This is a genomic window from Vibrio sp. TRT 1302 (assembly GCF_050113875.1).
In the GTDB taxonomy this organism is placed as follows: Bacteria; Pseudomonadota; Gammaproteobacteria; order Enterobacterales; family Vibrionaceae; genus Vibrio.
In genome coordinates this window covers 349,883-374,962 of record NZ_JBNJOF010000002.1, presented here as the reverse complement: position 1 = coordinate 374,962, position 25,080 = coordinate 349,883, and the positions used below count along the sequence as shown (strand labels likewise).

Sequence of the window (25,080 nt, the reverse complement as noted above, 5' to 3'; positions counted from 1 at the left end):
TTTTGACTATGCTAGTTTTATGATGACAATTAAAATTTAAACAGCTGTTTTATTTGTCAGTAACTGCGTAAAATGGGTCTCAAATATGGTATTAGAAGGTCACAAATATGAGTAAACCTCTAAACGAGTTGTTGAATTTATTGCAATTAGAAAAGCTTGAAGAAGGACTTTTTAGAGGTCAAAGCGAAAACCTCGGGCTACCACAAGTTTATGGCGGTCAGGTTATCGGTCAGGCATTATCAGCGGCTCGCTACACCGTTGATGCGGATCGTACGGTTCACTCATTTCATAGCTATTTTCTCTATCCGGGAAATCCTGAGAAACCTATTATTTATGATGTGGAAAACCTACGCGATGGTCGTAGTTTCAGTACTCGTCGTGTAAAAGCGATTCAAAATGGGCGTCCAATCTTCTACCTCACCGCGTCATATCACGGCGAAGCACCGGGCTTTGAACACCAGAATGTGATGCCTGATATCCCAGGACCAGAGCACTTTGCTTCAGAATCAGAGCTTGCTAGCCGCATTGCGCATTTGCTACCAGAAAAATTGCAGAAAACGTTTTGCGGAGAAAAGCCGATCGAAATGCGACCGGTCACAGTGGTAAATCCGTTGAAGCCTGAAAAGGCGGATCCCAAGCAATATCTTTGGATAAAAGCCAACGGCAAAGTACCGGATAACCAACTTATCCATCAATATTTATTAGGCTACGCATCTGATTGGGGCTTCCTTGTCACTGCGCTACACCCTCACGGTGTATCTCTGATGACACCAAAATTCCAGGTCGCTACCATCGACCACTCCATCTGGTTCCACCGACCATTTAAAGTCGATGACTGGCTTCTCTATGCGATCGAAAGTCCAACGGCAAGCAATACACGAGGACTGGTTCGTGGCGAAATATACAATCGTAATGGCGATCTTGTGGCTACCGCAGTGCAAGAGGGTGTGATGCGTTTTACCAGCTAAATCCTTTAAGCCTCCTGCGGGAGGCTTTTAATTACTGCAGATCGGCAGAGCCGTGGTGTATTTTAACGGTTCCATGGCAAAAGTAGACGTCACGTTCGAAATACCTTCCACTGAGTTGACCAGTTTTTTGTAAAAGCGATCAAAACACTTCATGTCCTTCACTAAGACTTTCATCATATAGTCGTATTCACCCGCCATTCGATAAAACTCCATCACTTCAGGGAACTCAGAAGCTGTTGAAACAAAATGGCTATACCATTCATGGGAATGGTCACTGGTTTTTATCAGTACGAAGGCCGTGAACGACAAATCCAATTTCTCTGGATTGAGTAGCGCAACTCGCTTTTGAATAACCCCCGCCTCTTCTAGCTTCTTCATACGCTTCCAACATGGTGTCGTTGTTAGATTGACTGCGTCTGCCAGTTCATTGAGAGACAATGTTCCATCATTTTGCAATAAATCGAGCATTTTTCGATCAATTTTATCTAATTCAATATCCATATAATCACATTTGTAGAATTATTTTCTCCAAATAAAGCAAAATAGAGTAAAAATAGCAAAGTTTTTCTCCCTACTAATCGCTACATTAACGCTATAACGATTCTAAGGAGAAACCCTATGTGTACCGACCATAACTGGATTAACAATGCTGTACGAAAAATCGAAGCAGACTATCAGCGCAGTGCTGATACACATCTGATTAAACTCGATTTGCCAAGTATCGAAGGCGTTGATATTTATCTAAAAGATGAAAGTACACATCCGACAGGTTCTCTAAAACATCGTCTGGCACGCTCTCTATTCCTTTACGCGATTTGTAATGGTTGGGTGGGTCCTGAAACCACGATTATCGAATCTTCTTCAGGTAGTACCGCTGTTTCTGAAGCTTATTTTGCTCGCCTACTTGGCCTACCATTTATCGCTGTGATGCCTAAATGTACCGCACGCAAAAAAATTGAGCAGATTGAATTCTACGGCGGTCAAGCCCATTTGGTTGATCGTTCTGATCAGATCTATGCAGAATCTCACCGTCTAGCTCAAGAGTTGAATGGGCATTATATGGACCAGTTTACCTACGCAGAACGAGCAACAGACTGGCGTGGTAATAACAATATTGCCAACTCAATATTTAGTCAGATGGAAATGGAAGACCACCCAGTACCAACATGGGTCGTAATGAGTCCGGGTACGGGGGGAACTTCAGCGACAATCGGTCGCTTTATTCGCTACCAACAACACGACACTAAGCTCTGTGTTGTTGACCCTGAAAACTCGGTGTTCCATGAGTATTTCAAGACAGGTAACAAAAATCTGACTGGCGATTGCGGAAGCAAAATTGAAGGCATTGGTCGTCCACGAGTTGAGCCGAGCTTTATTCCTGGTGTTGTTGATGAGATGCGCACGATTCCTGACGCAGCATCTGTCGCAACGGCACACTGGCTAGAAAAAATCCTAGGTCGTAAGGTGGGGGCATCCACAGGTACAAACTTATACGGTGTACTCCAACTAGCCAGCGAAATGAAAGCCCGTGGTGAAAAAGGTTCGATTGTGACGCTACTGTGTGACAGCGGTGAACGTTACTTAGATACTTACTACAACGCTAAGTGGGTAGAAGAGAACATCGGCGACCTTCAGCCATACATAGCCAAACTTGAAGAATTCGAGGCCACTGGCCAATTAAGCTAGCCTAACACGGTAAAAGTCAAAGCCCCGTTAACTCTACGAGTAACGGGGCTTTTTTATATTCACTCAGGTTGATTAACCCTTGTTTTGGCGCGCTTCAAACGCAGCGAGCTGCTCAGGCGTTGCTTTTGGCTGGTGGTTTTGTTTCCACTCATCGTAAGTCATGCCATAAACACGTTCACGTGCATCATCGATATCGAGATCGATACCTTGGGCATCTGCTTCAGCCTTGTACCATTTACTGAAACAGTTACGGCAGAAACCAGCCAGAATCATTAAATCGATATTTTGTACGTCTTTGTTGTCATCTAGATGCGCGAGTAAACGACGAAAAGCCGCAGCATCCAGTTTGTCTTGCTGCTCTTGGGTGAGATTTTTGTATTTGAATTCAGCCACTTTACTTACCTTATTATGATTTTTAGCTAGGTTAAAAATACTACCAAGCATTGCCAGCTTTAGACAATACAAAAACGCCCAAGCTATGAGCTTGGGCGTTAAACTTTAACGGTTGGGTATCGGTATTAGCCTTGAATACCAACGATTAACCATGGAGCATTTGGTGTGGTTAAATCACGCTCTAAGTGCCAGATATCTTCGATGTTCTCTTCAATACCTTCTACTGAGTCACGGTAACGACCACTAAACTGTAAGCTTAATTGCGCTTTGCTTGCATCATAATCCGCACGCACGATTTCAGCATCAACATACATCACATCAGTATGTTGCTCTCCACCCAGTTTCTCACGTTCTGATTTCAGATCTTCAAATAAGCTTGGAGAGACATACTCTTCAATCGTATCTAACTGGTTATGGTTCCAAGCACCTTGAAGGATACGGTAGTGTTCACGAGATCCATTGATAAAGGCCGCTTGGTCAAAACCTGGTGGGTAGTTATGAGGAACATCACTTTGAGTACCAAAGCCAAAACCACCGCTTTGTGCACCTGACTGAGGCTGCTCGAAGTTATGCACATTTGGTTGTTCAAATTTAGGCGCAGAACCTCCAAATGCAGGCTGCTGACGATGCTGATTCATACTGCCCTGCTTTGCCCCAAGCATGCCACGCATAAGTTTGAAGATAACAAAAGCAATCAAGCCGATGATCAAGATATCCATGAATTGGATACCTTCAAATGCGCCACCAAAGAAGGCAGCAAGCAGTCCACCAGCTAACAAGCCACCAAGTAGGCCGCCCATCAAGCCTTTCTTGGTTGAACTTTGAGTCTTGGTTGTTTGATCTTTACCAATAGTATTGGTGTTTTGTTGTTGCTGTTTTGGCGCAGGCGCAGTTTTAAAACTTTTGCCGAACGATTTTCCGCCACCTAACTTCTTTGCCTCGGCAATCGGCGTGATAGCCACTGAGACCATAAGTAGAGCAACGAGAGAAAAGAGCCGTTTCATATTCTTCCTTTCAAGTTCGTATCGAGGTATTGAATTTTTATTTATTGTGACATCTTACCCCCAGCGGAACTAGATTCATACAAAAACGTCGGAGCGACATGTATCAGAATATTGCAAATTGTCCTTAGCAAAGTTGCGCTATAGGCATTGGCTCATTAGAATATTGAACAATGTTCATTTTAGATTATTCACCATGGCAAGAAGAAACGATCACACTCGCGAAGAACTCATCGCCCTTACACTATCAACGGTAAAGGCGTTTCTCACGACCAATTCGTACCATGAGCTTAGCTTGCGTAAGATCGCAACCATGATTGGTTATGTACCGAGTACATTGGTCAATGTGTTCGGAAACTACAATTTACTGTTATTACATGTCGTAGCGCAGACCTTAGACGAGCTCTCATCTGAAGCCAACCATGTCGTTAACGGCAGCAAAGATAATCGGTCAGCACTGTATGAGCTGGCCTACTGCTATCATGACTTTGCACTTCGCCATCCCAATCGTTGGCAACTTATCTTCGAGCACAATATGAATGGCGAGACGCTGCCGGAGTGGCAAGCACAACGAATTAATGCCATGACGGGTATGCTAGAACACCTGTTACAAGCGCTTGCTCCTCACCGCAGTGAAGCCGATGTGCTAAAAGCAAGTCGCGTGCTTTGGTCAGGTGTGCACGGTATTACGCTACTCAGCGTCGATGACAAGTTCTTCAGCGATCAGCCTATCGATGGCAAGGAATTGATCGAGAATCTGCTCTCAAACTACCTGACCAATTGGTAACATCCTAAACGTTAAGGATCACTAATGTCTGATAGCCAAAGCTCTTTACTAAGGCAGAAACGATTTCTGCCTTATTTCGTCACACAGTTTTTCGGCGCTTTCAACGACAACATTTTTAAAAATGTTCTGCTGCTGTTCGTCGCTTTTGCTGGCGCAGGTACCTTACCTATTTCCAGTGATTTATTCATCAATCTCGCGGCAGGTCTGTTTATTCTGCCCTTTTTTCTTTTTTCAGCCTCCGCGGGTGTATTGGCTGACAAATATGAGAAGTCTTGGTTTATTCGCAAGGTTAAACTCGCCGAGATCGGCATCATGTGTTTAGGGGCGATCGGCTTTATCACCGAGAGTTACATTATACTGCTGATACTATTGTTCTTGATGGGTACGCAATCTGCGTTTTTCGGTCCGGTAAAATATGCGCTTCTGCCTCAGCAACTCAAAGCCAATGAGCTAGTCCCAGGCAACGCTTTAGTCGAAACTGGCACATTTCTCGCGATTTTAATCGGTACTCTAGGAGCGGGGGTTATCGCCTCTTCTGAAAGCGCCAAATACGTCGCGGCAGCGTCAGTCGTTATCTTCGCGCTGCTTGGCTACCTCGCGAGCCGTTCCATTCCTGTAGCGCCTGCCAGTGCGCCAACACTCGAGTTCCGTTGGCAACCAATCAAGCAAACCAAACAAACCATCGCGATCGCCAAATCAGATCAGACAATCTTCCGCTCATTAATGGCGATCAGTTGGTTTTGGTTTCTGGGCGCGGCATACCTGACCCAATTTCCTAACTTCACTAAGATCTACCTTAATGGCAGTGAAAGTGCCGTCTCATTTTTACTTGCGCTCTTTTCCATAGGTATTGCGCTTGGTTCGCTAGCGTGCGACAAACTCTCAAACCATCGCATTGAAGTTGGTATCGTACCGCTTGGCAGTTTTGGGATCACCGTATTTGGCGCATTAATGGCGTTAGCTGTTCCACAGCAGCTACCAGAATTTGTCCATTTTTCAGATTTTGTGGCATACCAACCGCTGTGGCCAGTATTTGCATACCTATTTCTACTTGGTGCTTCTGGCGGTGTCTTTATCGTCCCGCTATATGCGCTAATGCAACAACGAGCAAAAGTCGATCAACGGGCCCAGGTTATTGCCGCACTCAACATTTACAACTCTCTGTTTATGGTCGGTAGTGCCATTCTAGGAATTGTTTGCCTATCTGTTATTGGTCTTTCTATTCCTCAGTTGTTCTTGCTACTGGCGATACTCAACATGTTTGTGGCGACTTACCTGTTTTCTCAAGTCCCTATCTTTGTTGTCCGCTTTCTGGTCTGGATACTTACTCACACCATGTATCGAGTAACCCATAAGAATCTGCATAATTTGCCAGATAAAAAAGGCGCTCTACTGGTTTGCAACCATGTCAGCTATATGGATGCTTTGTTGCTCAGCGCCGTTTGTCCAAGACTTATCCGATTTGTAATGGAAGAAGACTATGCCAATGCGCCTCCTTTGCGCCGCTTTCTCAAACGCGCGGGAGTGATTCCCATTTCAGCGACCAATCGCCGCTCAATAGTAAGAGCATTTTCAGAAGTGGAGCAGGCACTCGCCGAAGGACACATCGTCTGTATCTTCCCCGAAGGTCGCTTGACCTCCGATGGTGAGATGAATCCATTTATGCGCGGCATGGATCTGATCCTCAAACGTAGCCCTGTTCCTGTCATTCCTATTGCGCTAAAGGGGATGTGGGGAAGTTACTTCAGCCGTCATAAAGGGTCAGCTTGTAAAGGGTTACCAACGCGATTTTGGTCAAAGATTGAAATTGAAGTTGGTGAGCCGGTTGATCCTAAATCAGCGTCTACGGAGACGATGTTTGAAAAGGTCTCGACACTAAGAGGCGGCTGGCGCTAGATCGCTCATAGCAAAACACGGCTGTTCAGTTTTTCTGAACAGCCGTTCAAAACATTCAGCTCTATTTATCGCTTTGGGTACGCTAAACTTAAGGTTGATCTCAACTCACCAAATCAATAATGAATAAGCTAACGAAACAGTTGCCATTTTGGCTTGCTCTTGCAGTTTGCCTGACCCCTTTTATCTCCTCTCCTACTGCACTTGTGATTGGCTTCTTGCTCGCTTCACTTGGCTTTGTTCCTGTGGAATTCAATCTCGCTAAAGTCACTAAAAAGCTGCTTGCCTACTCGATCGTTGGCTTAGGTTTCGGTATTCAGTTTGAACAGGCCCTCGCGGTAACATCGAATGGTATCGGCCTGATTGTCGCCACCATTTTCGGTACCTTGGTAATTGGTTGGTGGGTTGCTAAATGGATCGGTCTAAACAGAGAGACGGGGTATCTGATCTCGGCTGGCACGGCAATCTGCGGTGGCAGTGCGATCGCGGCTGTATCACCAGCGATTAAGGCGAGCGATGAACAGATCGGTTTATCTCTCGCGACGGTCTTTGTTCTTAACTCTATCGCCCTGTTTATCTTTCCGGTGATTGGCCATGCGTTGAACCTTGACCAGCACACGTTTGGCACCTGGGCAGCCATCGCAATTCATGATACCTCATCCGTGGTGGGCGCGGCGTCTGCTTATGGTGAAGAAGCACTAACAACGGCGACAACGCTTAAACTAGCTCGAGCACTTTGGATCATCCCTGTCGCACTGTTCAGCGCGTTTTTGTTCCGTAGCGACTCCAAGAAAATCACCATCCCATACTTCATCTTGTTTTACTGTGTCGCGATCGCAGTTAGTGATGCCCTCCCCCAATTTGATGCGATCTATCAGGGCATATTTGACGTAGCGAAACGTGCGTTAGTGGTCTGTCTATTTTTGATTGGCTGCGGTATTTCTGTCGAGAAACTCAAGTCGGCGGGTCCCAAACCACTGATGTTTGGTGTGACTTTGTGGATACTGATTTCAACCACGTCACTAGCATGGCTTACGTTGGTTTAACGCTTTTCTGCATCAAGTTCTAGCGATTGACGTTTTTGCTGTTTAGTGCTGAAGGCGATAGTAACAACCAGCAAAAACGCCGAGAGCTCAGCGAGTGCCTTGACTAAACCCTCACTTTGCAGGGCAACCATTATCTGAAGTAACACGGCGACAACCAAGAGTGCTTTCATTGCTTCTTATATCCAATTCCATATCTCAATAGAGGTATTATGAATTAGGGTTATAAGATTGCTAAATTCACATTTGGACTATGAAATGTCGAAATTAACTAAGTTGACTCTCTAACCACTTAATGAAGGTGTGTACTTTCGGCCTTTTTTCTGCCCCTTGAGGACAAATCACATCATAGCTCATATCGGTTTCCATACTCGGATAAGGGGTAACAAGTTCCCCTGTGTCGATATATTGTTTTACAAACTGATATCTTCCCATGGCAACGCCAACATCATGCAAAGCACTTTGTACCCCCATGTCACGATGACTGACACAGTAGAAGTGCTTAAACAAGTTAACCGCTAGACCATGATGTTTAATCCAACGCTGCCAGACATTCGATTCCAAGGCGTGAATGAAATTAACCCTTTCTAGAGAAGCCAGTCCATCATCAAATATTCCCAACTCTTTCGCGTAGCTAGGTGTACATACTGGAATGTATTTTTCTCCAAACAGACGTTTTCTATACACATCTTTTAATTGGCTATCCCCGTAGTAGATGGCAACATCTAACTGATTTTTGTGAAACTCCTGAGATTCCTGAGCAAATATATTGAGATTAAATCTAGGGTAGCGGCGTCTAAAATCGCCCATTCTTGGTAACAACCAATTATTGGCAAACGCAGGGCTAGTTCCGATATTAATTTTGCCGTGAAGTTCTGTACTGTTGATATCTTCGATTTCACCAAAGATCGTACTTAATGACTTCGACAATGTTCGCTGAAAGCGCTCCCCCTCGGCGGTCAACTCAAGTCTTCTCGTCCCACGAACAAACAAATTAAAGCCCAGCTCTGATTCAAGAACCTTGATTCTGTGGCTAACCGCCCCTTGTGTTAGATGGAGTTCCTTTGCCGCAACGGTAAAGCTCATTCTCTGTGCTGCCACATTGAATGTATGCAGGTTTCTGAGTAGTGTCTGTTGGTTTGCCATCGTCTTTATGCATTAAAATTTTTAATTCATACTACTCTCCAATTCGTTTGTTTGCACCTCAAAATAAGATTCTAATAACCCCAGATTCCGATTTCTCTGCTCAAAACAAAAGATAACCAACTATTGAAGCATAGCGAAATCAAATTTTTTAATACATAACTAGGGGCATACATGAGTATTCTTGGATATATGCAAAAAGTCGGTAAAGCGCTGATGGTTCCCGTTGCGACATTACCTGCTGCAGCAATTCTGATGGGGATTGGCTATTGGCTCGATCCCGTTGGCTGGGGCTCGGAAAATATTCTGGCTGCGTTTCTGATAAAATCCGGCAGTGCGATCATTGATAATATGGCTGTGCTATTTGCGGTTGGCGTCGCTTTTGGGCTAAGTCGTGACAAGAATGGCTCTGCCGCTCTTTCAGGCTTTGTGATGTTTTTGGTCGTAACAACGCTGCTCGATCCTGCATCGGTCGCACAGTTAAGTAACATCGAGGTGAATGAAGTTCCTGCCGCGTTTAGCAAAATCAGCAATCAGTTTATTGGTATCGTGATTGGTATTATCTCTGCGGAGATTTATAACCGATACTCAACCGTTGAGTTACCACAGGCTCTCGCATTTTTCAGTGGCAAGCGTTTGGTTCCAATTCTTACATCGCTTGCTGGCATGCTTCTATCCTTTGTTCTTCTCTATGCATGGCCAATCGTTTATGACGCTCTGATTCAGTTTGGTATCAAACTGGAAAGTATGGGTGCGGTGGGCGCAGGGCTATTCGGATTTTTCAACCGCCTGTTTTTATCTGTCGGCATGCATCATGCGCTTTACCCTGTGTTTTGGTTCGACGTTGTTGGTATTAACGATATTCCAAACTTCCTCGGTGGCGCACAATCGATCGCCAATGGTACGGGTATTCCGGGCAAAACAGGTATGTATCAAGCAGGCTTTTTCCCAATCATGATGTTTGGTTTGCCTGCAGCAGCACTCGCTATGTACCATTGCTCTGATGCGAAAAATAAGAATCAGGTATTTGCCATTATGCTAGCCGCAGCAATGGCGTCATTCTTTACGGGTATCACTGAACCTTTAGAATTTAGCTTTATGTTCCTCGCCCCGGTACTGTTCTTGATTCACGCTGTCCTCACCGGTTTGTCACTTTACATTGCAGCGAGTATGCAATGGATGGCTGGATTTGGTTTTTCAGCCGGTTTAGTCGACATGGTGCTATCGAGTCAGAACCCTCTCGCGACCAAATGGTATATGTTATTGGTTCAAGGTGCGGTGTTCTTTGCTGTTTATTACTCAGTGTTCCGTTTCGCCATCATCAAATTCAATCTGAAAACACCCGGCCGAGGTGAAGATATGGAAAAAGATGCAGCTGAAGATATTTCACAGTTAGCAAAAGAGTATATTCAAGCGGTAGGCGGAGCTGACAATATTATCGAAGTAGACAACTGTATTACCCGTCTGCGCTTGAGCGTTAAAGATTCCGCTGTCGCAGATAGCAGTCGACTCAAACAACTTGGAGCCGCTGGTGTCGTTCCCATTGGCAAAGGTGGTCTTCAAGTCATTATCGGACTCGGCAAAGTAGATAAGGTTGCCGAAGAGATGAAAAAGGCACTTGCAAGCTGAGTTATTTAACGTGGCGATTCACCATCGCCACTTCCCCCTGAAGTGCACATTCGCTTAGTCACCGGATGTGCACTTCTTTTTATTTATTCCGTTGCTTGTTCAACCAATCCTTCACCTGTTGGCGCGAGATTTTTATTCCACCACCAAGTAACTCTTCAGGCATCTGATAGTAGGCGATAGGCCACTTAAATTTGGCTAATTTTGTTTTCAGCAAAGATTCAATTTCGATTTCGTCGGGGGAGACTTGGCACTGCACGACTGCGACAGGACGATGTCCATATTCGTCATCTTCGATAGGCACGATAATCGCTTGTTGGATAGCCTCTAATTGGTTAAGCGCTGCTTCTATTTCCTCACAATGGATGTTCTCCCCACCAGAAATAAATTGGTTATCCGCTCGACCGATGATCACCAGCTCGTCACCCAACCACTGACCAAGGTCTTTACTATCAAACCAGCCATTTTCAGCTATTGGCGTCAGTACTCCTTGCTTGTAGTAACCTGAAGCCAGAGTATCACCACCAATGTAAATGCGCTGACCATCCAGTTTTACCAAGCGTTTGGGTAATACGCTCCCCGCACTATACACTGCGTCTATCTGTTTAGCGGTCACTGTCGAAGCCGCTTCTGTCATTCCATATCCGAGCCAGGTTTCAATCCCGCGCTCAGCGGCTTGCTGGCTTAGTTCCAAAGGAACATGACTCCCCCCAAGTAAAACATGGCTGAGAGTCAGAGTTTCACTACTATCTAGCAAGCGTTTTAGCTGGGTTGCAACCAGTGATGCATGGCTGACATCCGAAATATCTTCGCTTAGATTGCCTGTGCCTATTTTGAGAGTAGCGCCAGTTGCAAGCCAACGATAGACAATCGCTAAACCAGAGACGTGGTACATAGGCAAACTCAATAACCAAGTATCATCTTGCTGGAAGTGAAATTTTTCAAGCAGACCCTGCGCTGAAGCAAGATGTTGCTGCGATGTATGAGCAACCGCTTTCGGTATGCCCGTTGAGCCAGAGGTAAATACAATTGAAGCGATAGACTTGTTTTGGTATTGGCTGTGCCAATCTTCGATTTCAAGCTCTGATACTTGAACATGATAACCCGCCGTAGGCACAGGTGTACCTTTATCCGACCATAGGTAAGCATTGTCGGGATTGACGTATAGGGTTGCCAGTTTGCTTTTAAGCTCACTTTCACTCTGTGGCATAGTAAGCGCACAAATGGCTCCCTGTTCGAGGCAGGCGAGATAGAGCAGCAACAACTGAGGACTGTTCTTGGCAACGCAAGTAACGACGTCGCCCTTGGATACGCCTTGTTTACCTAAAGATGCTGCTAGGCGTTGTACTTTCTCGGCGAGTTCAAGCCAAGTGTAACCTTTCTCAGGCGTCTCTAAAGCATACAAAGATGGGCTCTGTTGAGCCCATTTATTGACAAGTGATAACTCTGCTTTCATTCTGACTGCCAAATCAATGCTTGATCCGACAAAGAAGTCAGTGGCAATTCGCAACCTGGCCAAGCAACTTCTAGCTGTTGAGCGAACAAACCTACAGTATCAAGACCCGGTATTTCGTCAGGTAACTGCCAATGTGCCAGTCTAGCCAGCTGAGTTAAACCAAGACTTGATTCAATACTTGAACTGACAACCGCTTTGATCCCCAGTTCCTTAGCTCTTTGAATCAAGGCGATACAGCGTTCAACAGAGCCAAGTAAAGTCGGCTTGATGACGATCGCTTTAGCACCATTGAGATCTTCAAGTTTAAAATCATCGCGACGAATCGCATGCTGAAGCGTTTCATCCCAAGCGATAGCAATTCCAGTATCAATCGCAAAAGAAAAACTGTCACCCGGCACTTGGCAGGGCTCTTCGATAAAGGCAATACGCCCTCTTAACGAAGGAGCGATCTTCTTGGCAAACTGCTGCGCTTTTTCAGCAGTCCAAGCTCGGTTGGCATCTAATCTTAGTGTGAGATCAGGAATAGACTCCAAAAATAGACTCACTAACATCCCGTCACGAATAGGCTCATAGAGCCCTACTTTGATTTTTGCAACTTTCTGACCGCTCATTGCATTGAGCTTGGGAATGAGCTCATCAGGATCCCCTGAGCATAGTGGAGCAGCTTGATAAACACCGTGCTGTGGAAGCTGTTTAGTCAATTCCATTTGAGCCATTGAAAGACCAAACGCAACCGATGGATACAGACCATCAAAATTAAGCTCCACACCCTGTTGCCACAAAGCCAGTTGCTCGACGAGCTGTGAATAAGCTTCATCCATGGTCTCAATGCTAAAACCCGCAAGAGGGGCAACTTCACCAAGACCAGTGTTACCGTCAAGTGCTAGCTCTACGACAAAACCTTCACGCTGTTTCAACCTTTGATCACGCAGTATCACACCGCTGTCCATCGGCAGTTCGTAGCGATAGAGTTTGGCTGATCTCATAGCAATATCCTTTTCATTATTGATATAAATGTAGCTTGCATTGGATATTTCACCCGTTTGTCTGCAAATATCTAGGCTATCGCTTCTACAGCAAGACGAGGACGCGAAAGATGACGCATCCTCGAATCGCTATCACGACTAGACCTAAGATATAAACGACAAATTATGGGTTGCGTGGAAACTTGTTAAAGTCCGGACGGCGTTTTTCGTTGAAAGCATTGCGACCTTCCTGACCTTCTTCAGTCATGTAGAACATCATGGTTGCGTTGCCTGCTAGCTCTTGAAGACCCGCTTGACCATCACAATCTGCGTTCAATGCCGCTTTAAGACAACGAAGCGCCATTGGGCTGTGCTGTAATGTCTCACGACACCAACGTACGGTTTCTTTCTCGAGATCTTCTAGAGGCACCACGGTATTGACTAGCCCCATGTCTAGCGCTTCCTTTGCATCATAGAAACGACATAAGAACCAGATTTCACGAGCTTTTTTCTGACCAACAATACGTGCCATGTATGACGCGCCCCAGCCCCCATCAAAGGAACCTACTTTAGGGCCAGTTTGACCAAACTGTGCATTCTCAGCGGCAATCGTCAAATCACACATCATATGCAGAACGTGACCACCGCCTACAGCCCAACCGGCAACCGAAGCGATAACAGGCTTCGGACAAGTACGAATCTGACGTTGGAAGTCCAAGACGTTTAAGTGGTGCGTACCTGAGTCATCTCTGTAACCGCCGTAATCGCCACGAATTTTCTGGTCACCGCCAGAACAAAACGCTTTCTCACCTAAACCGGTAAGGATAATAACGCCGACACCTTCGTCATAACGAGCATCCGCAAGCGCGTTGATCATCTCTTTTACTGTTTGAGGGCGGAACGCATTACGAACCTGTGGACGAGCGATAGTGATCTTAGCGATACCATCTTCAGATTTGTGGTACTGAATATCTTCATATTCACCGCTGCAGTCATTCCAGTGTACTGGTGCGTATAATTCTTCTTCTGAGATACCGACTGTTTTTGCCATGGTGATTCCTGTTTGTTTACCAATTGACTCATAACAAACTATGCAAAAGTTTGTTTTATTTGAGTTTTAACGATTTCGGCAAAAGCTTGGGGCTGTTCAACGTGAACATTATGCCCAGCCTCTGCAACTTGGCTGAAAGACAAACCGCTTCGTTCGGCCAACTGACTAAACTTATCGTCTTTCTCGCCACAAATATAATGTACTGCCACTGCGGATGAGCTGAGCGCATCCAACAAATAATCTTGCTTTGCCAGCGAGGTCGCTAGCATCATATTTGCCACTTGTGGCCCTAGGTTAGCACTGCGTTTAGCGATCAGTTTTTGTCTTTGCGCATGATTTAGTGAACTAAACACCGCCTGCTGATACCAATCGCTTAGCACCTGTTCAATTGGCTGATTCGTAAAACGTTCTGCCCACTGAACATCGTGCTCCCACCTTGCCGCTCTATCCATTGGGGATTGCAATCCAAAGTTTCCCCCTTCAACAATCAATTGCTGAATATTGAGCCCCGCAAAGTGATTGTTCACCACACCATTCATTGCGATGCGACCACCCATTGAGTAACCAATCAGTACTATAGGTCGATGAGGCTCGAATTGGGTGAGAAGAGTGTCAGATATTTGATCACAACACTCTTTAAAATTGTTACAGCTGTTCAACCCACTCAAGCCATGACCCGGTAAATCAAGACGAACTGAAGGGTAATCGCTTAGGTAATCAATTGTCTGTTGCCAATCTTTTCCACAACCCAGTAAACCATGCAAAAAGACCAGCACTGGTTGTGCTGGGTTATGGGCTAAATGTTGAGAAGCCTGACTATAAAGCATGAATCTGTTGCGTAAATTCTCTTAACTGACGGGAAGCTTGCTCCGCGGGCGTTTGCACTTCAATAACCAAGCCACCCACACCATTCTCAACATGGTTGTCGATGAGTTGCTGATATTCAGCTAACGTTTCTGGTTTCGCGTAAGCAAGATGAAACTGTCGAGCGGCATGTTCAAACTCAAAGCCATGGGGCATTTGATACAAAGCTTGTTTTTGTTGCTCTGGAACAGGCAGTAAATCAAAGATGGCACCACCATCATTGTTGGTCACCACGATGACAACCGGTGTTTGCTCATGGGTAAACAGCGCTAATGAGTTGATATCGTATAAAAGTGATGTATCACCAATGAAGAGTACGGTCGGCTGTTTATTTTCCCGGACCACTCCCGCAGCACTAGCCACTATGCCATCAATCCCTGAAGCCCCTCGATTGCTATAAACTTCAACGCCATCAAAACGGGCAAACATATCCAAAAGACGTACGAACAGACTATTGCCGATAAACAACTGTGCTTGCTTAGGCAGTTGAGGCGCGGTGAGAGCCAAAGCGATTTCCGATAAAGGCGCATCGCACGAGAGATGCAACGACGCCAAACTATTGACCTGTTCAGAGACAGCACACAACTCATCAGCCCAACCTGAATTCGTTTGAGCAATTGGCGGCAAAATCGCTAACAAGTGCGCGATCCAACTCTCTATAGAGACAACATGATGAATTTGCATCATATGGCTCGCGTTGTTGCGGTCGAAACTCGGCGCAACATAGTGATATTCAGCATGACTGGTTTTGATGTGCTTAGCTAACCACTGATTCAGACGCTTCGATACGATGCGCGAACCCAGTTGCAAAACGACCTCACACTGCTGTAAGGCTTCCGATTTACTGCTGTTCTGCAACCATAAATCGTAGTGTGACCAAGCCGAGCTTTGTCCGGACTGCGGGTCACACATGATCGGCCAACCTAGCCGCTCAGCTAACTGTTTGGCAGCAGATGCTTCACTGCGCGTCACACTACCAAGCACTATCACGCCGTTTCTTTGCGAAAAATCACTGACATTCAGCTGTGGACTCTGCAATGGGTAACGCTTGCTCGTAAACGGTTTGTCGCTTTGCCACCACATGCCCAATTGGTCACTATAGCTTTGGTATAAACACTTAGAGTCAGCGCTATAAAGTGGTTCAGGAAATGGGCAGTTAACATGAATAGCACTGCCCTTTTGCTGTTGCTCAGCCATCGCTTGGTCGATTGTCGTTAGCACCCAGTTGAGTGGAATATTTAACGATGGACTGGGTAGGTCAACCGCACAGGTCACATGGCTAGAAAAGATACCCTGTTGGTTGATGGCTTGGTTAGCACCACAGCCAACCAGTTCGACAGGTCTGTCCGCCGTGAGCACCACCAGCTTTTCGCCAGTAAGTTTTGCCTCCGCAATAGCGGGAAGAAGATTAGCGACTGCCGTTCCTGATGTCACAACGACAGCGACAGGTTTACCACTTGCTTTCGCAAGGCCTAACGCCAAAAATCCCAGCCCACGCTCATCAAAATGCGTGTGGAGGTTTAGTAGTGGATTTTCATCCGCTTCCAATGTCAAAGGCGTTGAGCGAGAACCTGGAGCGATACAAATTTCACGCACACCAAATCGGGTCAGTTCTTCAAGTATTACCTGACACCAAATGCGGTTAATCACTGCTTGATTAACACTTATACCTTCCGCGTTCATCTAAGAAGCGACTCCTAACGGTGCGTTATCTGATATCAGAGACAACAGTGTCGACATTTTTTTATCCAGTTCTTGCCATTCATATTCCGCTACTGAGCCAGGGACAATGCCTGCACCGGCAAATAACTGGACGTGGTCATCGAGGATCAGGGCGCTGCGAATTGCGACACAAAACTCAGCTCTCTGGTGACTGATAAAGCCCATAGAGCCTGCATACCAACCACGAGCAAAAGGTTCATGTTGCTGAATAAATGCCATCGACTCTTTGCGCGGCAAGCCCGCGACGGCGGCGGTTGGCTGTAACGCACTCAGTAACTGCACGCCATTAACACCTTTGTTCAGGTGAGCGTGAATGCTGCGTTTTAGGTGCTGAACCTTACGTAAACGAACTAAGCGAGCCTCTTGTTCCACCTCTACATGTTCAGAGTGCGGAGCTAGGCGCTCGATAATATCGTCTACAACATATTGATTCTCATTGAGGTTCTTGCTGTCGTTGGCCAACCAGTTAGCCAGTTCCATATCCTGAGTCGCATTGCTACCTCGTCCTATCGTACCGGCGAGTGCTTCAGTATAAAGTTCCTGACCTTGACGCAGGTAAAGACGCTCCGGCGTTGATCCGATAAAGCTATGCTTCCTATCTAATGACAGTAAGAAGTGAAAACTATGGTGATTATGTAGATAGCTTGATTTTAAGAACTGAGCCGCACATAGGGGCGCATCAAGGGTGACCTCTGTTTTGCGAGCCAAAACCACCTTTTTAAACTCGTCATTGCTAATGCCTGTCAGGACTTTATCTACCAACTCTCCCCACTGAAACTTATCAGGCGTATGTTGGATATTTTCGACATGTGCCGTAACGGGCATAAGAGGTTTAACGTCAAGCTGCAACTTGCATAGGCTAGCAAGAGTGCGGTGTTTTTCTGCCGTTAAGTTCACCGCAATAGACCAACTATTATCAAAGCGAATCAGCTCTATCTGCGGTAGAAAAAAGAACGAAGACATGCAGCGACGATTCTTGCTCGTCTGTCCGTCAAATGAACGTCCTCCCCATATACGCTGATCTTCAGCCAATATGGCATAAGCGGGCGCAGGGTCGACAAATGTGTGTAACTGGCCTAGCGCGACCACTTCTTCACGAGTATCGCGCGATTGCCAATAGAACTGAGGGAAAATCGGCTGAGCCTCAAGCCAGTCGATAAACGCAAAGTCCGGTTTTTCCTCAAGAACTTGAACCAGACGAGTGATACCGTCTCCTGCATCCTTTACGCGTTCGATCAGTTCAGTAACGGCTTGATGAAAATTAGACAAATCAGCCTCGTATGCATGGGGATTGTTATTCATTGTAGGTGGTTACTCTATTTATAGACCCCTCTCAAATCAAGGTTGTGGTGAATGTTTTGCAAAATCCTGTGATAACGGGCGTGCTACAAGTTGTTATTTCTTGCCATTCAACCAGATTTTTATTCTAAAAAAATTCTTTTTGATGTACTTTAATAAAGAAATTCAATTATTTTTAGGGTTTAATCAATGCAAAATATCGGGATGTCGTCGAAACTCGATAATGTCTGCTATGACATTAGGGGTCCGGTACTAAAACATGCTAAACGCATGGAAGAAGAGGGGCATAAAATACTAAAGCTAAACATCGGAAACCCCGCCCCATTTGGCTTTGACGCACCTGACGAAATCCTAGTCGATGTAATCCGTAACTTGCCTACTTCGCAAGGCTACTGTGATTCAAAGGGTATTTATTCAGCTCGTAAAGCCGTCGTTCAGCATTATCAGCGCAAGGGAATTCATTCACTAGACGTCGAAGATGTCTACATTGGTAACGGCGTCTCTGAGCTTATCGTTATGGCAATGCAAGCGTTGCTAAACAACGGTGACGAAATGCTAGTCCCTGCACCTGACTACCCGCTATGGACCGCTTCCGTTGCTCTATCTGGTGGTAATGCGGTGCACTACATGTGTGATGAAGAAGCGGACTGGTATCCAGACCTTGACGACATCAAGCGTAAAATCACGCCAAAAACACGCGGTATCGTATTAATCAACCCGAATAACCCGACCGGTGCGGTATACAGCCGTGACTTCCTACTTGAAGTGATCGAGATCGCACGTCAGCACAAACTCATCATCTTCGCTGATGAAATCTACGACAAAGTTCTTTACGACGGCGCGACGCATACTTCCGTTGCAACCTTAACCGACGATGTCCTCGTGATGACGTTCAATGGCTTGTCAAAAGCTTATCGCGTGTGTGGTTTCCGTGGCGGTTGGATGTTTATGACGGGCCCTAAACATATGGCCAAAGGCTATATAAACGGTCTCGACATGCTCGCGTCAATGCGACTCTGTGCTAACGTGCCGATGCAACATGCGATTCAAACTGCGTTAGGTGGTTATCAGAGTATTAATGAATTGATTCTGCCTGGTGGTCGTCTGCTCGAACAGCGTGATCGCGCATGGGAATTGATTAACCAGATCCCAGGGGTATCGTGTGTCAAACCGAAAGGAGCGATGTACTTATTCCCAAAAATTGATACTAAGGTCTACAACATCAAAGATGACCAGAAGATGGTGCTCGATTTCTTGGTTCAAGAAAAAGTGCTGCTTGTTCAGGGGACAGGGTTTAACTGGCCTAAACCTGATCACTTCCGCATCGTGACTTTACCTCACGTCGAAGATCTTGAAGTTGCGATCGGTCGCTTTGAACGCTTCCTGTCGACCTATAGTCAGTAGTAATTAGCTTCAATCTCTCATATTCTTAAAGGGCGCTCACTGAGTGCCCTTTTTCATTTCATGGAGTAGAGAAATGTCAGATAGCCCAAACAACATTGTGCAGGAAAGCCACTTTTTTGCCCACTTGGCGCGCATGAAACTTATTCAGCGTTGGCCGTTGATGCGTTCAGTATCAAGTGAGAACATCTCAGAGCACAGCTTACAGGTTGCTTTCGTTGCCCACGCTTTGGCACTGATCAAAAACAAAAAGTTTGGTGGCAACCTTAACCCAGAAAGAATCGCTATCTTAGGTATGTACCATGACACCAGTGAAGTGCTAACCGGTGATTTGCCAACGCCCGTTAAGTACTACAACCCAGAGATAGCCAAAGAATACAAAAAGATTGAGGCTGCCGCAGAAAAGAAACTGCTATCTATGCTGCCTGAAGAATTTCACGATGATTTCGCCCCATATTTAATCTCCCAGCAAGCGCATTCCGATGATGCCATGATCGTTAAGCAAGCCGATACCATTTGCGCCTATCTGAAATGTCTCGAAGAACTGAGTGCAGGCAATCATGAGTATGCGCTGGCGAAAAAGCGCTTAGATGTCACCTTAAAGCAACGCTTTACCCCAGAGATGGAATATTTCCTAAATACCTTCGCACCAAGCTTCGAGCTCTCTTTAGACGAAATCAGCTAATACGGCTTGTTGCCACTTACTTACGATGCTGGAACGCGTTAAGCAAGTATTCAATCAACACTTTCTTACGTTTCGGCATCAGTTGCCTATCTGCATAGACAAGACTCACCTGCACTTCAGGCATCTTGTATTCAGGCAATAAGCGCACCAACGCGCCACTTTCAAAATGCTCTCGACAGATAAACTCAGGCAGTACCGCTAAGCCTAAACCATCGATAGAAGCTTTAAGACAAGCCGTAATTGTGTTGACCTTTAGACGATAAGGCAGATCAATATGATACGACTCGGCACCTTCAAGCTGGAGATGCCATTTTGGCAGTCGAGCGGCTTTGTTCTGCACCTCAACCATATGATGTGGTGCAATCAAATCACTATGAGTAGTCACTTCGCCGTACTGAGCTAAGTAGTCAGGACTGGCAACAAGCGCTCTCTTTGACGATGTTAGATAACGAGAAACCAGATTTGAATCTTCAAGTTCCCCAATTTGAGCATACAGATCAACGCCCTCGCCGATAATATCGACTTCTCTATTACTCAACTCCAAGTTCATGGTGACGTGCGGAAAATCGAGTAAGAAACGATGAATATAGCTACCCAGAACTTGATGACCTAGCTCAACGGGCAAGACGACGTTGAGAGGCCCGCGAATTAAATCTTGGTTGGCTGACACCTCAAGTTCCGCCTGATTGATGATTTCAAGCATTTGTAAGCTGGATTGATAGAATTTTTCACCTTCAGGGGTCAATACTAAGCTGCGTGTAGAACGCGTGATCAATCTCACGCCAAGGTGTTGTTCTAACTCGACCAGTTTTCTGCTCACCGTTGATTTAGTCATATTGAGCATTTCCGCTGCGTGCGTAAAGCTCCCACAATCAACAACTTGGGCAAATACAGTCACTGCATTTAAGTCCATGTGCTCTCCTAAAATGGTCAATTAGATTAATTATTGCAACAGTGTTTCCCTTTTTTCCTATCTTATCAACCAATGCCATTCATTTACAATTCGTTACATCTATACTTCATATCGATAAAGAGAACACTATGGCAGAGACACCCCAAGCACGCACCACAGCGACACCTAAACGTAAAAAAGCGCCTTTGATTGCGACCGCATTGATGTTGTCTCTTGGTCTATTGGGTGGTGGATACTGGTTTAGTTACGGTCAGTATTTTGAATCGACAGATAATGCCTACCTGCAAGGTGATATCACCACCATCAGTCCAAAGGTGTCTGGTTATATTGTGCAGTCTTATGTTTCTGATAACCAACAAGTCAAGCAAGGCCAACTGTTAGTACAGATCGACGACCGTGACTATCAGGCAGCGTTGGCTCAATCTCAAGCGCACCTTGTGGTTGCAGAATCCAGCGTCAAAAATCTCATCGCTCAACAAACCTTGCAGCGTAGTCAAATCAATCAGGCAGCCAGTCGGGTCGATTCCGCTCAGGCTGAATATGATCGTGCGACTCAACAAGTCACTCGTTCTCGTAGCCTAATCAAACGTAATTACGCCTCTCAAGATGAACTGGACAGCATGATAGCGCAGCAAAAGGTCACGCTTGCTGAGCTAGAAGAAGCGAAAGCGAACCTCGCGGCAAGTCATGATCAGTTGATCGTTATCGCCAGTGAAATTGAACAAGCACAAGCATCAGTAACTGAAGCTCAGGCACAACTAAAGCAAGCGCAACTCAATCTCGACTACACCAAGGTTTACGCACCGACCGATGGCGTGATTGGCAAGCGAAGTGTACGTGAAGGGTTGCTGGTTCAAGCTGGCTCACCACTAATGAGTTTGGTTCCAGAGCAAGGTGTTTGGATTGAAGCCAATTTTAAGGAAACTCAGTTAAGTGGTATCCATCAGGGACAAAAAGTAGCCGTTGAACTTGATGCTTTCCCTGGCGAGTCACTAGAAGGCGTCGTTGATAGCTTCTCTCCTGCTACTGGTGCTAAGTTTGCGCTGCTGCCTCCAGAGAATGCGACAGGTAACTTCACCAAGATCGTTCAGCGTGTACCCGTCAAGATCATCATTCCCGATCAAAAAGCACTCAAAGGACGACTACTGCCTGGCCTATCTGTGGTAGCAACCATCGATACACGAGGCTAAACCATGAGCCATGCGACAGTCTCTGTTCAAGCCGAAACCAATGATGTGCCGACCCGCCACTGGATAGCCTTATTCGGCGGTTTAATTGGCGCCTTTATGGCAATTCTTGATATTCAAATCACCAACTCGTCATTGAAAGATATTCAAGGTGCGCTTTCCGCTACCTTAGATGAAAGTTCTTGGATCTCTACCTCCTATTTGGTTGCAGAGATGATCGCGATTCCGCTGAGTGGATGGTTATCAAAAGCCTTGGGCAAACGCCGTTACCTGACATGGACAACGGCAATTTTTACGCTGTCTTCGCTGTTATGTTCTTTTTCCTGGAATATGACGTCGATGATCGTCTTTCGCGCTATGCAGGGATTCAGTGGCGGCGCTTTGATTCCCCTCGCCTTTTCGCTTGTGGTTCAGCTACTTCCTCTCAATAAGCGCGCCGTCGGTATGGCTCTGTTTGGTGTCACCGCCACTTTTGCCCCCTCAATTGGGCCAACTTTTGGCGGCTGGCTGACTGAAAATCTCTCATGGCACTACATTTTCTATATCAATATTCCACCGGCGCTATTGGTCATTTCAATGATCCGCTATGGGTTGGATGATGAAAAACTCGAACTTGGTCTGCTAAAGAAAGCGGATTGGTTTGGCATCGCCACCATGGCTTTAGGGCTGGGCTGTCTTGAAGTCGTGCTAGAAGAAGGTAATCGTGAAGAGTGGTTCAGTTCAAGTTTCATCATTACCCTTAGCATTATCTCGGCCGTCAGTTTGGTTTATTTCATCATTAACGAACTACAACATAAAAAGCCGTTGGTGAATCTGAGGTTATTGCGAGATGGTCAGTTTGCGATGTCGTGCATCGCCTATCTGATTTTGGGTATGGCTCTGCTTGGTTCTATTTACGTGCTGCCTATGTACCTAACTCAAATTCAGCAGTACAACGCCATGGAAATTGGTGAAGTACTCATGTGGATGGGTTTCCCACAGTTGCTGATTTTCCCGCTGGTCCCCAAGCTAACTCAAATTATTAAGCCTAAACATTTAGTGACCTTCGGTTTCGCAATGTTTGGTCTGAGCTGCTACGTTAATACTCATATGACGGTCGACTTCGGGGGGCAGCAGCTGATTCTGTCTATGTTGCTTCGAGCCATTGGTAGCCCATTTATCATGGTGCCGCTCTCTTTGGTCGCAATGAAGAACATCAGTAAACCGGATACACCGGATGCTTCGACTTTGACGAACGTGATGCGTAACCTCGGCGGCGCTTTCAGTATCGCGATTATCGCAACTTTACTCGACAATAAAACCCGCGAACACTTAGCGCATATTAAAGAGTCATTGCCAACGGTCAGTCAACTGGGCTGGCAAACGCTGCAACAGCAGCAAGCGTTTTTTGTCCAATCAGGCAGTGACGCAGCAACGGCACTGCAACAGGCACAAGCAAGTCTGATTGCGACCATGCAACGCGACGCCGCTATTATGGCCTACAACGATGTATTTCTGATGATGACGGCTTTTCTCGCCGTGGCGGCTGTATTGATTTTAAGTATGAAGGACTAGCCCATGGATCAAGTGGCAAAATTTTCATAGTTTTCTGCCACTTGAAGTCCTCTCTGCATCGGTGTACGGTTAGGAAAAACAGAGGGGGATTGCCTATGACGTTTCAAATCAGCGATTTATGGCATCAACGTCATGATGATGAACATAAGATTCGTCGTGATGACCACCGCAGCCCATATCAACGCGATCGTGCCCGTATTCTTCATTCTGCTGCCTTTCGCCGCCTACAAGCGAAAACTCAGGTTCACGGCAAAAGTTTCGATGACTTCCACCGCACTCGTTTAACACATTCATTGGAAGCCGCTCAGCTAGGCACCGGAATTGTGGCGCAACTGAAAAAGAAACAACCAGAGTTTCGTGATCTGCTGCCCAGTGACAGTTTGATTGATTCACTTTGCCTTGCCCATGACATTGGCCACCCACCCTACGGGCATGGCGGAGAAGTCGCACTTAACTATATGATGCGCAAACATGGTGGATTCGAAGGGAATGCACAGACATTTCGTATCGTCACTAAACTCGAGCCTTACACTGAACATTTCGGTATGAACCTAACTCGCCGAACGCTACTTGGGCTCATCAAGTATCCGGCAATGATCAGTCAAACACGAGCAGTGACCCTCCCTGACAGTGTCTCCCATCAACGCAAACTCCGTGCACGCGACTGGATGCCTGCTAAAGGACTTTATGATTGTGATCGCTCGCTGTTTGACTGGTTGCTCGAACCTCTGAGCGAAAAAGACAAACAGCTTTTCAGTACTATGCGCGATGAAAAACGGCCTGATACCGAACACAAAAAGACTCGCTATAAGTCTATCGATTGTTCGATTATGGAGCTGGCTGATGATATCGCCTACGGTGTACATGATCTTGAAGACGCCTTGGTACTTGGAATGGTCAATCGCCACCAATGGATTGAAGGGGCGGCCAGCCAGCTATCGGAATGTGGTGATCCATGGTTTGAAAAACATATCGATTCCATTACCGACATGTTGTTTGCAGGCACTCACTACCAGCGCAAAGATGCGATTGGTGGGATGGTCAACGCACTATTGACCAGTATATCTATTAAACCGGTTGATGCATGTTTTGAGTGTGAGCTGCTTTCTTTCAATGCCTATCTTGAACCTAAGATGGCTAAGGCTCTAGACATTCTTAAACACTTCGTTAGTGACTACGTTATTCAAGTACCCCATGTACAGGTCGTCGAGTACAAAGGCCAACAGATCATCATGGATATTTTCGAAGCACTCAGTGCTGATCCTGAGCGATTGTTACCTACTCAAATTCGTTTGCAGTGGGCTGCAAAACAAGACCCGAGTGAAGGATATAGGGTCATCGCCGATTACATTTCATCGATGACAGATGGGCATGCCCAGCGCCTGCATCAGCAGTTATTTTCATCACACTAGCAGTCGTTGCGCTATAACAAATCAGGAGCCA

At 45.9% G+C, this 25,080-nt stretch carries 23 protein-coding genes; 11 read left to right on the top strand and 12 right to left on the bottom strand.

All coding sequences use genetic code 11. The features are described from left to right. Window positions 1-107 precede the first annotated feature (107 nt). Window positions 108-968 carry an acyl-CoA thioesterase II gene (gene tesB / locus ACQEXP_RS04500; RefSeq protein ID WP_269375983.1) on the top strand — a complete coding sequence of 287 codons (861 nt, stop codon included), beginning with the start codon at window positions 108-110 and terminating at the stop codon, window positions 966-968. A 27-nt stretch (window positions 969-995) separates the two neighbouring features. Here tesB and ACQEXP_RS04495 read toward each other — a convergent pair whose 3' ends face one another. Further along, window positions 996-1,463 (bottom strand): Lrp/AsnC family transcriptional regulator, encoded by a 468-nt coding sequence (locus ACQEXP_RS04495; RefSeq protein WP_426968564.1) that lies wholly within the window; start codon window positions 1,461-1,463, stop codon window positions 996-998. A gap of 123 nt (window positions 1,464-1,586) precedes the next feature. Between ACQEXP_RS04495 and ACQEXP_RS04490 the strand changes: the two genes are divergently transcribed. After that, on the top strand, window positions 1,587-2,654 hold the full coding sequence (locus ACQEXP_RS04490; RefSeq protein WP_426968446.1) for a PLP-dependent cysteine synthase family protein: 1,068 nt from the start codon (window positions 1,587-1,589) through the stop codon (window positions 2,652-2,654). Between the two features lie 72 nt (window positions 2,655-2,726). Here the strand turns inward: ACQEXP_RS04490 and ACQEXP_RS04485 are convergent, their stop codons facing one another. Together ACQEXP_RS04485 and ACQEXP_RS04480 are read right to left on the bottom strand one after the other, a co-directional pair. Continuing rightward, entirely contained in the window at window positions 2,727-3,047 is a 321-nt protein-coding gene (locus ACQEXP_RS04485; protein WP_269375986.1) for a DUF1244 domain-containing protein, read from the bottom strand. Between the two features lie 125 nt (window positions 3,048-3,172). Further along, the gene (locus ACQEXP_RS04480; protein WP_269375987.1) at window positions 3,173-4,051 is read right to left on the bottom strand and encodes a Tim44 domain-containing protein; all 879 of its coding nucleotides are present in this window, start codon (window positions 4,049-4,051) and stop codon (window positions 3,173-3,175) included. A 193-nt stretch (window positions 4,052-4,244) separates the two neighbouring features. Between ACQEXP_RS04480 and ACQEXP_RS04475 the strand changes: the two genes are divergently transcribed. The 3 genes from ACQEXP_RS04475 to ACQEXP_RS04465 all read left to right on the top strand — a co-directional run bounded on the left by ACQEXP_RS04475 (window position 4,245) and on the right by ACQEXP_RS04465 (window position 7,774). Continuing rightward, window positions 4,245-4,835, top strand: a complete 591-nt coding sequence (locus ACQEXP_RS04475) for a TetR/AcrR family transcriptional regulator (protein WP_269375988.1) — start codon at window positions 4,245-4,247, stop codon at window positions 4,833-4,835. 24 nt (window positions 4,836-4,859) lie between these two features. Further along, window positions 4,860-6,731 carry an MFS transporter gene (locus tag ACQEXP_RS04470; protein ID WP_426968444.1) on the top strand — a complete coding sequence of 624 codons (1,872 nt, stop codon included), beginning with the start codon at window positions 4,860-4,862 and terminating at the stop codon, window positions 6,729-6,731. Window positions 6,732-6,850: 119 nt separating this feature from the next. Then, window positions 6,851-7,774 (top strand): YeiH family protein, encoded by a 924-nt coding sequence (locus ACQEXP_RS04465; protein WP_269375990.1) that lies wholly within the window; start codon window positions 6,851-6,853, stop codon window positions 7,772-7,774. Here the strand turns inward: ACQEXP_RS04465 and ACQEXP_RS04460 are convergent. Beyond that, window positions 7,771-7,944: a hypothetical protein gene (locus tag ACQEXP_RS04460; protein WP_426968442.1), complete on the bottom strand. Its 174-nt coding sequence runs from the start codon at window positions 7,942-7,944 to the stop codon at window positions 7,771-7,773. The two genes, ACQEXP_RS04465 and ACQEXP_RS04460, sit on opposite strands and share 4 nt — an antisense overlap. 94 nt (window positions 7,945-8,038) lie before the next feature. Beyond that, entirely contained in the window at window positions 8,039-8,917 is an 879-nt protein-coding gene (locus ACQEXP_RS04455; protein ID WP_426968441.1) for a LysR substrate-binding domain-containing protein, read from the bottom strand. Window positions 8,918-9,106: 189 nt separating this feature from the next. Here ACQEXP_RS04455 and nagE point away from each other — a divergent pair, with 189 nt between their 5' ends. Further along, complete coding sequence (nagE, locus tag ACQEXP_RS04450; protein WP_426968563.1) at window positions 9,107-10,543, top strand: N-acetylglucosamine-specific PTS transporter subunit IIBC; 1,437 nt, start codon at window positions 9,107-9,109, stop codon at window positions 10,541-10,543. A gap of 79 nt (window positions 10,544-10,622) precedes the next feature. Here the strand turns inward: nagE and menE are convergent, their stop codons facing one another. From menE to ACQEXP_RS04420, 6 genes are all read right to left on the bottom strand, one after another. After that, on the bottom strand, window positions 10,623-11,996 hold the full coding sequence (menE, locus tag ACQEXP_RS04445; protein ID WP_426968439.1) for an o-succinylbenzoate--CoA ligase: 1,374 nt from the start codon (window positions 11,994-11,996) through the stop codon (window positions 10,623-10,625). Next, entirely contained in the window at window positions 11,993-12,982 is a 990-nt protein-coding gene (menC, locus tag ACQEXP_RS04440; RefSeq protein WP_269375993.1) for an o-succinylbenzoate synthase, read from the bottom strand. The genes menE and menC overlap by 4 nt, the downstream gene beginning before the upstream one ends. A gap of 163 nt (window positions 12,983-13,145) precedes the next feature. Next, window positions 13,146-14,012 (bottom strand): 1,4-dihydroxy-2-naphthoyl-CoA synthase, encoded by an 867-nt coding sequence (gene menB / locus ACQEXP_RS04435; RefSeq protein ID WP_269375994.1) that lies wholly within the window; start codon window positions 14,010-14,012, stop codon window positions 13,146-13,148. 38 nt (window positions 14,013-14,050) lie between these two features. After that, the gene (gene menH, locus ACQEXP_RS04430; protein ID WP_426968437.1) at window positions 14,051-14,839 is read right to left on the bottom strand and encodes a 2-succinyl-6-hydroxy-2,4-cyclohexadiene-1-carboxylate synthase; all 789 of its coding nucleotides are present in this window, start codon (window positions 14,837-14,839) and stop codon (window positions 14,051-14,053) included. Then, the gene (menD, locus tag ACQEXP_RS04425; RefSeq protein ID WP_426968436.1) at window positions 14,829-16,559 is read right to left on the bottom strand and encodes a 2-succinyl-5-enolpyruvyl-6-hydroxy-3-cyclohexene-1-carboxylic-acid synthase; all 1,731 of its coding nucleotides are present in this window, start codon (window positions 16,557-16,559) and stop codon (window positions 14,829-14,831) included. Before menD ends, menH begins: the two co-directional genes overlap by 11 nt. Continuing rightward, window positions 16,560-17,867 carry an isochorismate synthase gene (locus ACQEXP_RS04420; protein ID WP_269375998.1) on the bottom strand — a complete coding sequence of 436 codons (1,308 nt, stop codon included), beginning with the start codon at window positions 17,865-17,867 and terminating at the stop codon, window positions 16,560-16,562. It abuts the gene before it with no gap. Window positions 17,868-18,086: 219 nt separating this feature from the next. Between ACQEXP_RS04420 and ACQEXP_RS04415 the strand changes: the two genes are divergently transcribed. Together ACQEXP_RS04415 and yfbR are read left to right on the top strand one after the other, a co-directional pair. Further along, window positions 18,087-19,301 carry a pyridoxal phosphate-dependent aminotransferase gene (locus tag ACQEXP_RS04415; RefSeq protein ID WP_269375999.1) on the top strand — a complete coding sequence of 405 codons (1,215 nt, stop codon included), beginning with the start codon at window positions 18,087-18,089 and terminating at the stop codon, window positions 19,299-19,301. A gap of 73 nt (window positions 19,302-19,374) precedes the next feature. Continuing rightward, window positions 19,375-19,983, top strand: a complete 609-nt coding sequence (yfbR, locus tag ACQEXP_RS04410) for a 5'-deoxynucleotidase (protein ID WP_269376000.1) — start codon at window positions 19,375-19,377, stop codon at window positions 19,981-19,983. A 16-nt stretch (window positions 19,984-19,999) separates the two neighbouring features. On the opposite strand, the gene ACQEXP_RS04405 is transcribed toward yfbR, so the two are convergent. Beyond that, a complete protein-coding gene (locus ACQEXP_RS04405; RefSeq protein WP_269376001.1) occupies window positions 20,000-20,896 on the bottom strand; it encodes a LysR family transcriptional regulator in 897 nt (298 codons plus the stop codon). Window positions 20,897-21,024: 128 nt separating this feature from the next. Here ACQEXP_RS04405 and ACQEXP_RS04400 point away from each other — a divergent pair, with 128 nt between their 5' ends. The 3 genes from ACQEXP_RS04400 (at window position 21,025) to ACQEXP_RS04390 (ending at window position 25,049) form a co-directional block, all read left to right on the top strand. After that, window positions 21,025-22,086 (top strand): HlyD family secretion protein, encoded by a 1,062-nt coding sequence (locus ACQEXP_RS04400; RefSeq protein WP_426968432.1) that lies wholly within the window; start codon window positions 21,025-21,027, stop codon window positions 22,084-22,086. A gap of 3 nt (window positions 22,087-22,089) precedes the next feature. Then, the gene (locus ACQEXP_RS04395) at window positions 22,090-23,637 is read left to right on the top strand and encodes a DHA2 family efflux MFS transporter permease subunit (RefSeq protein ID WP_426968430.1); all 1,548 of its coding nucleotides are present in this window, start codon (window positions 22,090-22,092) and stop codon (window positions 23,635-23,637) included. Window positions 23,638-23,732: 95 nt separating this feature from the next. Continuing rightward, a complete protein-coding gene (locus tag ACQEXP_RS04390) occupies window positions 23,733-25,049 on the top strand; it encodes an anti-phage deoxyguanosine triphosphatase (protein ID WP_269376004.1) in 1,317 nt (438 codons plus the stop codon). The last annotated feature ends 31 nt before the right edge of the window (window positions 25,050-25,080 follow it).